The organism is Microbacterium sp. SORGH_AS_0454 (assembly GCF_031453395.1).
In the GTDB taxonomy this organism is placed as follows: domain Bacteria; phylum Actinomycetota; class Actinomycetes; order Actinomycetales; family Microbacteriaceae; genus Microbacterium.
Window position 1 is genome coordinate 15,101 of record NZ_JAVIYS010000001.1, and the last position, 12,707, is coordinate 27,807.

The 12,707-nt window shown below is 71.3% G+C and carries 10 protein-coding genes and 1 pseudogene; 4 read left to right on the forward strand and 7 right to left on the reverse strand.

Annotated features, from left to right (window positions below; translation table 11 throughout):
* Positions 1-29 precede the first annotated feature (29 nt).
* A complete protein-coding gene (locus QE454_RS00105) occupies positions 30-902 on the reverse strand; it encodes a sigma-70 family RNA polymerase sigma factor (RefSeq protein ID WP_210072054.1) in 873 nt (290 codons plus the stop codon).
* Between the two features lie 456 nt (positions 903-1,358).
* Here QE454_RS00105 and QE454_RS00110 point away from each other — a divergent pair.
* Positions 1,359-2,762 (forward strand): annotated as a pseudogene (locus tag QE454_RS00110) (MFS transporter); the annotation flags it as partial.
* A 99-nt stretch (positions 2,763-2,861) separates the two neighbouring features.
* On the opposite strand, the gene QE454_RS00115 reads toward QE454_RS00110, so the two are convergent.
* A complete protein-coding gene (locus QE454_RS00115) occupies positions 2,862-3,632 on the reverse strand; it encodes an SDR family oxidoreductase (RefSeq protein WP_307459280.1) in 771 nt (256 codons plus the stop codon).
* 146 nt (positions 3,633-3,778) lie between these two features.
* Here QE454_RS00115 and QE454_RS00120 point away from each other — a divergent pair, with 146 nt between their 5' ends.
* Entirely contained in the window at positions 3,779-5,101 is a 1,323-nt protein-coding gene (locus tag QE454_RS00120; RefSeq protein WP_309668391.1) for a bifunctional o-acetylhomoserine/o-acetylserine sulfhydrylase, read from the forward strand.
* A gap of 120 nt (positions 5,102-5,221) precedes the next feature.
* Here QE454_RS00120 and QE454_RS00125 read toward each other — a convergent pair whose 3' ends face one another.
* On the reverse strand, positions 5,222-5,920 hold the full coding sequence (locus tag QE454_RS00125) for an SDR family NAD(P)-dependent oxidoreductase (protein WP_307459277.1): 699 nt from the start codon (positions 5,918-5,920) through the stop codon (positions 5,222-5,224).
* A gap of 148 nt (positions 5,921-6,068) precedes the next feature.
* Here QE454_RS00125 and QE454_RS00130 point away from each other — a divergent pair, with 148 nt between their 5' ends.
* A complete protein-coding gene (locus QE454_RS00130; protein WP_210072059.1) occupies positions 6,069-7,274 on the forward strand; it encodes a homoserine O-acetyltransferase in 1,206 nt (401 codons plus the stop codon).
* 31 nt (positions 7,275-7,305) lie between these two features.
* Here QE454_RS00130 and QE454_RS00135 read toward each other — a convergent pair whose 3' ends face one another.
* The 4 genes from QE454_RS00135 to QE454_RS00150 form a co-directional block, all read right to left on the reverse strand.
* Positions 7,306-8,553: an MFS transporter gene (locus QE454_RS00135; protein WP_307461219.1), complete on the reverse strand. Its 1,248-nt coding sequence runs from the start codon at positions 8,551-8,553 to the stop codon at positions 7,306-7,308.
* A gap of 204 nt (positions 8,554-8,757) precedes the next feature.
* Positions 8,758-9,084: an MTH1187 family thiamine-binding protein gene (locus tag QE454_RS00140; RefSeq protein WP_210072060.1), complete on the reverse strand. Its 327-nt coding sequence runs from the start codon at positions 9,082-9,084 to the stop codon at positions 8,758-8,760.
* A gap of 49 nt (positions 9,085-9,133) precedes the next feature.
* Positions 9,134-10,441, reverse strand: a complete 1,308-nt coding sequence (locus tag QE454_RS00145; protein ID WP_307459274.1) for a glycosyltransferase family 87 protein — start codon at positions 10,439-10,441, stop codon at positions 9,134-9,136.
* An 86-nt stretch (positions 10,442-10,527) separates the two neighbouring features.
* The gene (locus QE454_RS00150; RefSeq protein WP_307459271.1) at positions 10,528-11,385 is read right to left on the reverse strand and encodes an ADP/ATP-dependent (S)-NAD(P)H-hydrate dehydratase; all 858 of its coding nucleotides are present in this window, start codon (positions 11,383-11,385) and stop codon (positions 10,528-10,530) included.
* 28 nt (positions 11,386-11,413) lie between these two features.
* On the opposite strand from QE454_RS00150, the gene QE454_RS00155 reads away from it, so the two are divergent.
* A complete protein-coding gene (locus QE454_RS00155; RefSeq protein ID WP_307459268.1) occupies positions 11,414-12,472 on the forward strand; it encodes an NADH:flavin oxidoreductase/NADH oxidase in 1,059 nt (352 codons plus the stop codon).
* The last annotated feature ends 235 nt before the right edge of the window (positions 12,473-12,707 follow it).

Consider the following 12,707-nt stretch of genomic DNA (forward strand, 5'->3'; position numbering starts at 1 on the left):
TAACCGCCGTGTCCGGCGAGATTCGCGCCTCAGGCGGGAAGGGCCAGTCCCCTCAGGTCCACGCTCGGCCCCGTCGCCTCTCTTGCGGCCCGAGCAGAGGACACCGCGACGGGACCGAAGACGCCGTCGAAGAAGGCCGCTTTCGTGGCCGTCGATCGGTCGGGCGTCGTACCGTTCTCCCAGGCGTCGAGGGCCTCGCGCATGAGGGTCAGACCGACTCGTCGGAGCTTCGAGACGTAGGCGTGACTCACTTCGAGGTCGGCCGCGACGTCTTTCACCATGCGCTCGTCGAGGTACACGCCGCGGATGACCTGGCGCATCTGATCGGGCAGCGCGCCGATGATGCGGTCGAGCATCCGCTGCTTCTCCGCCTGCTCGACCGCGTGTTCGGGAAGGATCACGGTGTCGGTGAGATCGGGAGCCGAGCGGGAGTCGTCACCCTCGAACTGCGCCTCGAAGCTCGTTCCGGTACGGACCATCTCGTCGAGCATCTGCATCTTCACCACGACCTCGGCATCGAGGCCGGATTCGGTAGCCAGCTCTGCCACGGTCGCCGCGCGCCCCGTCCGCACCCGCACGAGCTCATCGGCCACGCGCACGCGTTCGATCTTCTCGCGACCGCGTTCGCCCGCGGGATCCGCCGAGCGCATCTCGTTGAGGATCGCCCAGGTGATCTTGGTGCGTGCGTAGGCGCCGAACGGGATGCCGCGTTCGGGTTCGAACTCCAAGGACGCGGTGGCCAGACCCAGATACGCCGCCGACAGGAGGTCGTCGAGGTCCACGTGCAGGGCGGTGCGCGCTTTCTCGACGGCGAGGTACTTCGCCAGGGGCAGGTTCTCCCGCGCGAGACGCTCGGGCGACATCGGGGTGGCGGAATCGGAGGGGGCAGTGACGCTGCTCAACACGGATGCTCCTGCTTTTTGCTCGTTTATAAGCAGAAACTAACACAACTCCCAGTCGACTCCGAGGCCGCGCCCAGCAACGAAGGAGATACGGCGCGTGGGGCGGGACGCTTCGGCACCGCGCCGCCGGCCGGCGCTCGACGACTGTCGCGGCGCACGCTTCGATCCGCAGGGGCAACCGACGGCGCCGGCGATCACCGCCACCGCCCGAGCACGCTCACGCGCCCCCCACGCCGCGCTCCGGTGCGAACGGTCGTCGCGCACCACCAGCGACCGAAGACGACCTTCTCGACACGTCGGCGCGCTCATTTTTCCACGTTTACGAGTGAACGTAGCACGCCGATACGGAAAGGCCCCGCCGACCGTCCCAGACCGGCCCCCGCGCTGCAACGGAGAGCCCTCAGCGGGTATCGACGAGGACATCGACGAGACGATCGACGATGTTACCCTCGCGCCATGTCGCGCGTCTCCGGCGCGGTCGCTCGAGTGCGCTCCTCCGCGCTCGGGGCGGCCGCGGGTCTCATCGGCTGGTTCGTTCTCGTGGAGCTGGCCAGTGGCATCCTGCAGGGTTTCTACATCCCCCTGTTCCCCGAGATCGTCGCGCACCTGGGCATACGCGACGCCGACATCAACTGGTTCGAGGCCGCGCAACTGCTGCTCTCGGCCCTGGTCCTCCCCGTGCTCGCCAAGCTCGGCGACATGTTCGGGCACAAGCGCATCCTGCTGTTCTCGGCGATCGCCACCGCGGTGGCGAGCTGGGCGCTGGTGTTCGCCGACTCCTTCGCGACCTTCCTCGTCGCGTGGGCCTTCCAGGGCTTCTACGTGGTGTGGCTCCCCCTCGAGATCGCGCTGATCTTCGACCGCGGTCGGCGGCAGCAGCGCGGAGTCTCGCAGACGCGCCGCGCCGCGGGTCTCATCGTCGTCGGCCTGCATCTCGGCGGCATCCTCGGCGCCCTCGCCGCCGGCCGCTTCTTCGCCGCGAGCGGCGGCAATCTGCAGCTCGCGCTCGCGATCCCCGCCGTCGTCGTCACCCTCATCAGCGTCGCCATCTGGCTGGGCGTCCCGGAGTCCGAGCGTTCGAGCGGCGCACGGCACCTCGATCTGGGCGGCTTCGTCATCCTCGCCGGTGCGCTGCTGTTCCTCACCGGCGCCCTCTCGTTCGTCCGCCTCCCCGCGGGCCCGGGCCCGGTCGTCATCGGCGCACTGCTCGCGATCGGCCTGGCCCTGGGCGCGTTCTTCGTCCGGTACGAGCTGCGCCAACGCGACCCGGCGATCGACATCCGCATGCTCCGGAGCCCCGAGATGTGGCCGGTGCAGGCGACCGCGTTCCTCGTCGGCATCAGCCTGCTCGGCGCTCAGGGCCCGCTCGTCACCTACCTCGGCACCGATCCCGCGATCGGGTACGGCCTGGGCCTCGATACGACGCAGCGCTCGAACGTCGTGGGGGCCTACCTGCTCTCGCTGATCGTGGGCGCGGTGCTCTTCGCCGTCACCTCGCGCCGCACCAGCCCCCGCGTCTCGCTCATCGGTGCGGCAGTCCTGGTCGGCATCGGGTACGGCCTGCTCCTGCCCCTCCACGATGAGCCCTGGCAGGTGCTGGTGAGCCTCGGTGTCGCCGGGGTGGGGGCGGGCGCCCTCATCGCCGCGATGCCGGCCGCCGCGGCCGCCGCTGCTCCGCGCGGACGCACCGGTATGGCCTCGGCGATGACCAACACGACGAAGATCATGGGCGGCACGATGTCGTCGGCGTTCTTCGGCGTCGTTCTCGCCGGCGGTGCGGCCACCGCGATCGGCACGGCCGCCCCCTTCACCGGGTACGTCACCGTATGGGTCGTCTGCAGCGCGAGCGGCCTTCTCGCCGCCGTTCTGCTGGCCTTCGTCCCGAGTGTCGCGTTCTCGGACACGGTCGAGCGAAGGTCGCCGCCACCGCCGCGCGCGGCGAGTTGGTGTGACCGCCGGTCAGCGCGTCTTCAGCGGCCCCCGCGCCAGCAGGTGCTGCGCCGACTGCGCCACGGGGCGCAGGGTCACCAGGTCGAGATTCACGTGGCCGGGCGCATCGAGCGCATAGGCGATCACATCGGCGACATCGCCGGCCGTCAGCGGCGCCTCGACACCCTCGTACAGCTTGTCGGCGGCATCCTGGTCTCCCCCCAGGCGGTTGAGCGTGAACTCCTCCGTGTGCACCATTCCCGGGGCGATCTCGATGACGCGCAGCGGTTCGCCGTTGAGCTCCTGGCGCAGCGCGTGCACGAGCATGGCCTCGCCCGCCTTGGCCGCGTTGTAGCCGCCACCACCCGGGTACGCCGTCTGCGCGGCGGTGGAGGTGACGAAGAGCACGTCGGCGTGACCGGTCGCGTTCGCAGCCGTGCGCAGAAGCGGCAGAAGGGATGCCACGAGCCGCTGTCCCGAGAGCACGTTGGCCTCGAACATCCAGCGCCAGTCCTCGGCGTCGCCGTCTTCGATCCGGTCGCTCCCGCGCGCCCCGCCCGCGACGTGCACGAGGGCGTCGACGCCCCCGGTCTCGCTCAGCCAGGTCGAGAGACCGGCGATGTCGTCGGCGTCGGTGAGGTCGGCCGCGTGCGCGACGACCCCCGTCTCGGCCTCGAGGGCTCGGAGACGCTCGGCGCGGCGCGCGACGCCCACGACGTCCCACCCGCGCGAGCGCAGCAGCCTCGCCGTCGCCTCTCCGATACCCGAACTGGCCCCGGTCACCACTGCGCGTCGCGTCATGGCATCCACGCTATCGCTCCCGTCCGACACCGGCATGGCAGAGGTGTTACGGCCCATGTCCGGGTCGCTTGTCGGCGTCCGAGGCTGTCCCTACGCTCGCAGCAGGCCACGGCGACCGCCCGGCCTCCCGAAGCTGAGGAGCAGTCATGTCGGTACCCGAGAACTGGCGTTTCGAGACCAAGCAGATCCACACGGGTGCGCAGCCCGACCCGGTCACGAAGGCTCGCGCCACCCCGATCTACCAGACGACCTCGTACGTGTTCGACAACGCCGACCACGCCGCGAACCTCTTCGCGCTGGCCGAGTTCGGCAACATCTACACGCGCATCCAGAACCCCACGCAGGACGTCGTCGAGCAGCGCGTCGCGGGCCTCGAGGGCGGCACCGGCGCCCTCCTCGTCGCCAGCGGCCAGGCGGCCGAGACCTTCGCCGTGCTCAACATCGCACAGGCCGGCGACCACATCGTCTCGTCGAGCTCGATCTACGGCGGCACCTACAACCTCTTCAAGTACACCCTCGCCAAGCTCGGCATCGAGACCACGTTCGTCGAGAACCAGGACGACCCCGAGGAGTGGCGCGCCGCGGTCCGACCGAACACGAAGCTGTTCTTCGCCGAGACCATCGGCAACCCCAAGATCAACGTCCTCGACATCCGCTCGGTCGCCGACGCGGCGCACGAGGCGGGTGTGCCGCTCATCGTCGACAACACGATCGCGACCCCGTACCTGATCCGCCCCTTCGAGCACGGCGCCGACATCATCGTGCACTCGGCGACGAAGTTCCTCGGCGGGCACGGCACCACGATCGGCGGCGTGATCGTCGACGGCGGCACCTTCCCGTGGTCCGAGCACTCCGACCGCTTCCCCGGCCTCACGACCCCCGACCCCTCGTACCACGGCGCCGTGTACACGCAAGCGGTCGGCGACGGTCTCGCCTACATCATCAAGGCCCGCGTCCAGCTGCTGCGCGACCTCGGCGCCTCCATCGCCCCGCAGAGCGCGTGGCAGCTGATCCAGGGCATCGAGACCCTGTCGCTGCGCATCGAGCGCCACGTGCAGAACGCCCAGGAGATCGCGGAGTGGCTCGAGTCGCACCCCGACGTCGCCACGGTGAACTACTCCGGCCTTCCCACCTCCCCCTGGTACGCCGCCGCCAACAACTACGCCCCCAAGGGCGTGGGCGCGGTGCTGTCGTTCGAGCTCAAGGGCGGTGTCGAGGCGGGCCGCGAGTTCGTCAACTCGCTGAGCCTGTTCAGCCACCTGGCCAACATCGGCGATGTGCGCTCCCTCGTCATTCACCCGGCCTCGACCACACACTCGCAGCTGACCCCCGAGCAGCAGCTCACCGCGGGGGTGACCCCCGGCCTCGTGCGCCTGTCGGTGGGACTCGAGAACATCGCAGACCTCAAGGCCGACCTCGACCAGGCTCTGGCATCGGCGCGTCGCCTCTCGGAGGCCGCCCGCGCCTGACGGCCCGCACGAACGCCCCGCCCCGTTTCTCCGGGGCGGGGCGTTCCCGCGTGCCGGCGGGGCACCGACGAGGCACTCCGGGACAGCCAGGAACACCCCGGGCCGATCCACCCCGGGCCGTCACACCTTCTGCCGCGGACGCAGACTCCCCAACCCGCCGTCGACCCCGAGCACCTGCCCCGTCACCCACGCGTTCTCGGGCGCGAGCAGGAACTCCACGGCGCGCGCGACGTCGTCGGGCTCGCCGAGCCGGCCGAGCGGGTGCATCGCCTCCGAGACCTTGCGCGACATGTCGCTCGAGGTGAGCTTCTCGGTCAGCCGGGTCTGCACGAGTCCCGGCGCGACGGCGTTCACCCGGAGTCCGTGCGCGGCGTAGCTCGCCGCCGCCGACAGGGTCAGGCCGATCACCGCGGCCTTGGCCGCCGCGATCCCGTCGTGGTTCGGGAGCCCCGCGAGAGCGGCCGCCGACGACACGAGCACCACCGCCCCGCCGCCGCGCATGTGCGCCCCCGCCGCGCGCACCGCCGCGAAGGCCGTGGTGAGCGAGGCGGCGATGAGCTCGTCGTACTGCTCGCGAGAGGTCAGGTGCGCGGGCTTGAGCAGCATCGACCCCGCGAACACCGCGATCCCGTCGAGCTCACCCGCCTCGCCGACGACGCGGTCCACGGCGTCGAAGTCCGTGGCATCCAGGATGAAGTCGGGCTCGATCCGCGAGGAGTCCCGCGCGGTGGTCACGACACGGTGACCCGCGTCGCGCAGTCGTGTCGTCGTCGCCTGACCGATGTCGCTCGAGGCCGCGATGAGGAGGAAGTTCGCCATGCCGCGATCATGACGAGCCGACCCGTGCGACGGCGGGGGCTGGACAACGGTGTCCACCGGTGGTCGGGGCATCGCGCAGACCCTCGTCGTCGCCGCGCCGGTCGTAACAGTTCGTGCCGACCCTCCCCGCCTAGGGAGAATGGATGCCATGGACTGGCAGATCTCCGAAGACACGGTGCCCTCGGCCCCGGTGACGGAGGCGGACGCCCGCTCCCTCCTCGGCAGACCCCCCGCGACCGGCGCGTGGCGCGACGGCGACCCCGTCGGCGACCGACGCTTCGCCGCCTTCGGCGTCTTCGAGACCGAGAGCGGCGAGTCCCTCCCCGCGTTCCGCCTCGCCTTCGAGACCTGGGGTGAGCTCTCCCCCGCGCGCGACAACGCCGTCCTGATCCTGCACGCCCTCACCGGCGACAGCCACGTCCGGGGGGCCGCCGGCCCCGGTCACCCCACGGCCGGATGGTGGAGCGATCTCGTGGGCCCCGGCGCCGCGATCGACACCGACCGCTACTTCGTGATCGCCCCGAACATGCTGGGCGGATGCCAGGGCTCCACCGGTCCCGCAAGCATCGCCCCGGACGGCTACGAGTGGGCCTCGCGCTTCCCGTACCTCACGATCCGCGATCAGGTGAACGCCCAGGCCCTGCTCGCCGACCGTCTCGGCGTCGATCGCTGGCACGCCGTGGTGGGCGGATCGATGGGCGGCATGCATGCCCTGGAGTGGGCCGTCGGTTTCCCCGACCGGGTCGAGCGCGCGGCGATCCTCTCCGCGCCGCCCATCACCACCGCCGACCAGATCGCGTTGAACTCCGTGCAGCTCGACGCCGTGCGCGTCGACCCGCGCTTCGCCGGCGGCGAATATTACGACTCCGGCGACGGCGACGGCCCGCACCGCGGTCTCGCCCTCGCCCGGCGCATGGCGCTGCTGAACTACCGCAGCCCCACCGAGCTGAACCAGCGTTTCCAGCGGTCGTGGCAGTCGGGGGTGAGTCCCCTCGGCCGGGGCGGACGTTTCGCGGTGGAGTCGTACCTCGACTTCCACGGCAACAAGTTCACGCGCCGCTTCGACGCCAACAGCTACCTCGTCCTCGTCGAGGCGATGAACTCGCACGACGTCGGCCGTGACCGCGACGGCGTCGAAGACGCGCTGCGCCGTGTCACCGCCACGACCCTCGTCCTGGGCGTCGACAGCGACCGCCTGTTCCCCATCGACGGGCAGCACCGCATCGCCCGCGGCATCGCGAACACCCTCGACGGAGACGGCGCGATCGTTCTGTCGAGCGACTTCGGCCACGACGGCTTCCTCATCGAGACCGCCGCGGTCGCCGCGCACCTGCGCCGACTCCTCGCGACCTGACGATCCCGGATGCCGCGACCGCCCGACCGCGTCAGCGCTGCGTCGGGATCGATCCGGTGATCGCGGTCTGCGCAGCCTCGGCCGCCGGCATCCGGTGATCGGGGTGGCGTCCGCTGCGGTCCTCGACCCGGTACGCCACGATCGCGACGACGAGGCCGCCCGCGGCGAGCACCGCACCGACCCACGCCGGCGCCACCAGCCCCAGTCCGGCGGCGATCGCGAGGCCGCCGAGGAACGCTCCGAGGCTGTTGCCGATGTTCAGCGCCGAGTGGTTCAGCGCCGCGGCGATCGACTGATTGTCTTCGGCGACGTCCATCAGACGGGTCTGGATGGCGGGGCTGAGCGCCGAGCCGCAGAACGCCACGAGGAACGCGAACAGCACGAGACTCACGATCCACCCGGCTGTGAGAGCCAGACCCACGGATGCCGCGCCCAGGGCGATGAGGCCCGTGAAGAGCCAGAAGCGCAGATCCTTGTCGGCGAGGGCGCCGCCGACGATGTTGCCGATCGTCATGCCGATGCCGACGAGCACGAGCACGAGCGAGACCGTCCACTCGGGCTGGCCGGCGACGCCGGTGATCATCGGTGCGATGTAGCTGTACATCGCGAAGGACCCGCCGAAACCGATCGCCCCGATGCCGAGGGCGAGCCAGACCTGACCGATGCGGAACACGCGCAGCTCGTCGCGCAACCGCCGACCGGGCGAGCCGGGGTGCTTCGGCACGAACAGGGCGATGCAGACGGTCGCGAGCAGGAAGATACCGGTGACCACGGCGAAGGCGGCGCGCCAGCCGACCTGCTGACCGAGGAGGGTGCCCAGGGGCACGCCGACGACGTTGGCGATGGTCAAGCCCGTGAGCACGAAGGCCACGCCCTTGGCGCGGTTGCCCGGGCCGAGGGCGTCGGCGGCGACGAGAGCACCGATGCCGAAGTACGCACCGTGCGGGAGCCCGGCGAGGAAGCGGGATGCCGCGACGAGTTCGAACGTGGGGGCGATCACGGTCAGCAGGGTGAAGAACGCCAGGGCCGCGGCCAGCACGATCATCACGCGGTGGCGCGGGAAGCGGGCCACGGATCCGGCGATCGTGGGAGCTCCGACGACGACGCCGAGGGCGTACAGCGAGATCAGCCAGCCCGCCTGGGCGATCGCGTCGTCGGGAGAGGCCGCCCAGGCACCGGGGACGAGTTCTCGGGCGATGTTGGGCAGGAGGCCCATCACCACGAACTCGGTCATGCCGATGCCGAAACTGCCGATGGCGAGAGAAAGGAGCGCCCGCATCGCCGCACCTCTCGAGGTCGTCGAAGAGGTCACCAGGCGATGCTAGTCGGCGGGGCGGGGTCGGGTCGAATCGTTTCGAGATTCGGGGTGGCGTTCTCTCCCCCGCGAGCCGTCGCTCCTCGACAGACCGCGGAGCGGAGGAGGTCTCCGCACGCGAGACGGAGCGAGCGGCGCCGGCACGAGACGGCGCGGCTCAGCCGCGGGTCAGTCCTCCCGGCGCTCCAGCGCGTCCTCGAGGCGCTCGATCTTGCCGTCGAGCTCGCCGGTGTGCCCGGGGCGGATGTCGGCCTTGAGCACCAGCGAGACGCGCGAGCCGTAGGGCATCACGGCATCCGTCGCCGCCTTCACCACGGCGAACACCTCGTCCCACTCCCCCTCGACCTCGGTGAACATCGAGGTCGTGCGGTGCGCAAGGCCCGAGGCGCGCACGACCGCGACCGCCGCGGCGACCGCATCGTGGACCGATCCGTCGGGGTTCTCCGTGGCAGCGGTGCCGACCCCCGAGGGGGCGACCGAGAAAGCGATGAGCATGGATCGAGACTACGTCCCCGCCCCGCGGCGCGGAACGGGGAGACCGCGGTCAGCGCCCGGTCGGAACGCGGGCCGGGATCGGCCGACGCCCCGTCACGATCTCGCGGAGCCCCGCGGGCGGGCGCACGCGCCCCGTGGGAACGCGCACGACGCGCACGACGGCCCACACCAGCAGAACGAGGGCGAGCAGGTTGCGCGCCTCGAGCACGACCACCGGGAAGGGGTTCGGGTGCGTCGCCATGAGTCCGTCGTACAGCAGCGGGTACATCCACTGCGTGAGGGCCGCGATCACGAGCGTCATGCCGGCGAAGGCGTACCAGCGACGGCGGTCGATCATGAGCCCGAGCACGACGGGGGCGAACAGCCACACGTAGTACTGCGGCGAGCCGACCTTGTTCAGCGCGATGAACGCGGTCACCAGCGCGAGCGTCAACGGCGGGAAGAGCGACAGGAAGGTCGCCCCTCGGCGCATCTTCGTCACCCCGACGATCGCGACGGCGACCATCGTGAGCAGCATGATCGGCGTCATCGCGGCGATGAGGGGCTCGGCGCCCGGACCGGTCACCTGGAAGGTGAGCACGCCTCCGTCGTAGTACACCTCGCTGCCGGGCACGTAGAACGCGGCGAGGAACATGTACAGGCCGCCGACGGGGGCCTCCATCTGGATGCCGCGCGAGGTCTGGTCCCCGACGAATCCGAAGACGTAGGGCGCCCCGCCCAGGGCCACCACGGGGATGATCGTCGCGAGCGACACCGCGACGGCTCCCCACACCAGCGCCAGCCGTCGGCGCACGACGATGAGACCGGCGGCGAGGATCGCGGCGGGCCAGACCTTCATCCACACCGAGATCGAGAGCAGCAGGGATGCCACGAACGGGCGCCGCAGCATCCAGATGCTGCCGAGGATCGCGAAGGGCACCGTGATGCCGTCGATGCGGTACAGGCCCACGGGCCCGATCAGCAGGATCGCGGCGAGCCAGAACCAGGCCGCGAGCACGCGACCCGTCGAGCGCCCCTTGCCGACCAGCACGACGAAGGCGACGAGGTTGAACAGCGCCACGGTGATCACCCAGGCCGGCGTGTAGCCGACGGCCCAGGCGAAGACCCACGCGAACGTCATCGGCAGGAACGCGAGCTGCGGGTAGATCCACTTCTCGGTGATGCCCGGCCAGGCCCACGCGTCGCTGCGCGTGCACGAGGTCACATCGATGCCCCCGAAGAGGGCGCAACGCGACCAGGGTTCATACACCAGGTACACGTCGCCCATGGGTTCGTTGGGCTGCTGATAGCCCAGGATCCCCACCACGACGTGCACGGCGACGAACGCGATCAACAGGGGAACGACACGCCTCAACACCGCCTCATCCTAAACGGGCGTCACTCGCGGCCCCGGACGAAGGTCGGTCGGACCCCCGCCGTCGCGCGGGCCGACGCAGCGAACCGTTACGCGATCGAGTCCCTCAGCACCGCGGCCACCACACCCGGCAGCGCCTCGGCGACGTCGAGCGCCGCGATCGGCCCCCCGTCTGCTCCGCGGGCGAGGGATGCCGCCCGCCCGGCCGTCCCGTGCAGCCACGCGGCGGCGGCGGCCGCGGCGGCCAGGTCCTCCACGCCGTCCCGCCCGTCGGCCACCGACCCCGCCAGCACGGCCCCGAGCACCCCGCCGAGGACATCGCCGGTGCCCGCCGTCGCGAGCCACGGCGTCCCCGTCGACACCCGGCGCGTCCAGCCCCCGGCCGCCGCCACGATCGTGACCGCTCCTTTCGAGAGCACGACTCCCCCGAACGCCTCCGCCGTCTCGCGCGCCGCCGTCTCTCGTGCGTCGTCGTCGCGGGCGTCGACCGCCGGCATCCCGAGACCGTCCCGCAACCGGTCGAGCTCTCGCGCGTGGGGTGTGACGATCACGGGGGCCGTCGCTCCCGCGACCAGGTCCAGCGCCCCGGCGTCGACGACGACGGGTACCTCTTTCGACAGGATGCCCCGCAGCGCCGCAGTCTCGGCGGCATCGCGCTCGGCGGCATCCGTTCCCGATCCCATCACCCAGGCCTGCACCCGCCCGTCGGCCGTCACCGTCTCGGGGCGCCGCTGCAGCACGAAGTCCTGGGCGCGCGCGGGTCCGAGATAGCGGACCATTCCCGTCCCGGTGCGCCACGCGGCCTCGACGCCGAGCACCGCCGCGCCCGGGTAACGGGCAGAGCCGGTACGCAGGCCGACCACCCCGCGGGAATACTTGTCGTCCTCCGCCGTTGGCTTCCGCAGTGCGCGGGCGACATCGTCCCCGCTGAAGTCCTTCGCCGTCATGGCGTCACCCTAGAACGCAAAGGTCCTCATGAGCGCCCTCTTCACACCCCTGTCCATTCGCGGTACCGCTGTGCGCAACCGCCTCTGGGTCTCCCCGATGTGCCAGTACAGCGCGGTCGAGGGCGTGCCGAACGACTGGCACCACGTGCACCTCGCGCAGTTCGCGTCGGGCGGTGCCGGCATGGTGATCGCCGAGGCGACCGCCGTCTCGCCCGAGGGGCGCATCTCGCCCGAGGACACCGGCATCTGGACCGACGCGCAGGCCGAGGCGTGGGTCCCCATCGTCGCCGCGATCCGATCGCGCGGAGCCGTCGCCGGCGTGCAGCTCGGCCACGCGGGTCGAAAGGCCTCGACCACCTCTCCCCTCACCGGTGGCCGCGGCACGATCGCTCCCTCCGACGGCGGCTGGACCACCGTCGCTCCCTCGGCGCTGGCCTACGACACCTTCGCCGCCCCCGTCGCCCTCGACCCCGCGGGGATCGAGAAGGTCGTCGCCGACTTCGCCGACGCCACCCGCCGGGCCGTTCGCGCCGGCTTCCAGGTCGTGGAGATCCACGCCGCCCACGGCTATCTGCTGCATCAGTTCCTCTCGCCCCTCACGAACCACCGCGACGACCAGTACGGCGGATCGTTCGAGAACCGCGTGCGCCTGCTGGTCCGGGTGACCGAGGCCGTTCGCGGCGCCGCGGGGGACGCCGCCGTGTTCGTGCGCTTCTCGGCGACGGACGCCGCCGAGGGCGGCTGGGACGTCGCCGACACCGTGGCGGCCGCGCGCCTCGTCGCCGATGCGGGCGCCGATCTCATCGACGTGTCCAGCGGCGGCCTCGTCCCCGAGCAGCGCATCATCCCCGGGCCCGGGTACCAGGTCGACTACGCCGACACCGTCCGACGCGAGACGGGCCTGCTCGTCAGCGCGGTCGGCATGATCGACGACCCCACCTTCGGCGAGCAGATCCTGGCCGACGGCCGCGCCGACGCCATCATGTCGGGCCGCGAGTGGCTCCGCGACCCGCACTACGCACTGCGCGCCGCCGTGGCTCTGGGTGCGGACTCCCCCGCCCCCGCGCAGTACCTCCGCGCCTACTGAGCACCGCCCCGATCGAGGTCACGTGATCTCGCGCCGCACCGCCCACTTCAGGGTCCGGATCACGTGATCTCGCGCACAGCACGCGCCACGACAGGTGCCGAGGGCCAGGTCACGTGATCTCGCCCACAGCACGCGCCACGACGGGTGCCGTGGGCAAGGTCACGTGATCTCGCGCCGCACCGGCCGCTCGCACCCGCGCGACCTCACACGAAGACACCGGATGCCACGAGGCCCA

Coding starts and splice junctions, on each gene's coding strand:
- QE454_RS00120 (WP_309668391.1), top strand. CDS start 3,779: ATGTCGGTACCCGAGAACTGGCGTTTCGAGACCAAGCAGATCCACACG.
- QE454_RS00150 (WP_307459271.1), bottom strand. CDS start 11,385: ATGACGGCGAAGGACTTCAGCGGGGACGATGTCGCCCGCGCACTGCGG.
- QE454_RS00115 (WP_307459280.1), bottom strand. CDS start 3,632: ATGACGCGACGCGCAGTGGTGACCGGGGCCAGTTCGGGTATCGGAGAG.
- QE454_RS00135 (WP_307461219.1), bottom strand. CDS start 8,553: ATGCGGGCGCTCCTTTCTCTCGCCATCGGCAGTTTCGGCATCGGCATG.
- QE454_RS00125 (WP_307459277.1), bottom strand. CDS start 5,920: ATGGCGAACTTCCTCCTCATCGCGGCCTCGAGCGACATCGGTCAGGCG.
- QE454_RS00130 (WP_210072059.1), top strand. CDS start 6,069: ATGGACTGGCAGATCTCCGAAGACACGGTGCCCTCGGCCCCGGTGACG.
- QE454_RS00140 (WP_210072060.1), bottom strand. CDS start 9,084: ATGCTCATCGCTTTCTCGGTCGCCCCCTCGGGGGTCGGCACCGCTGCC.
- QE454_RS00155 (WP_307459268.1), top strand. CDS start 11,414: ATGAGCGCCCTCTTCACACCCCTGTCCATTCGCGGTACCGCTGTGCGC.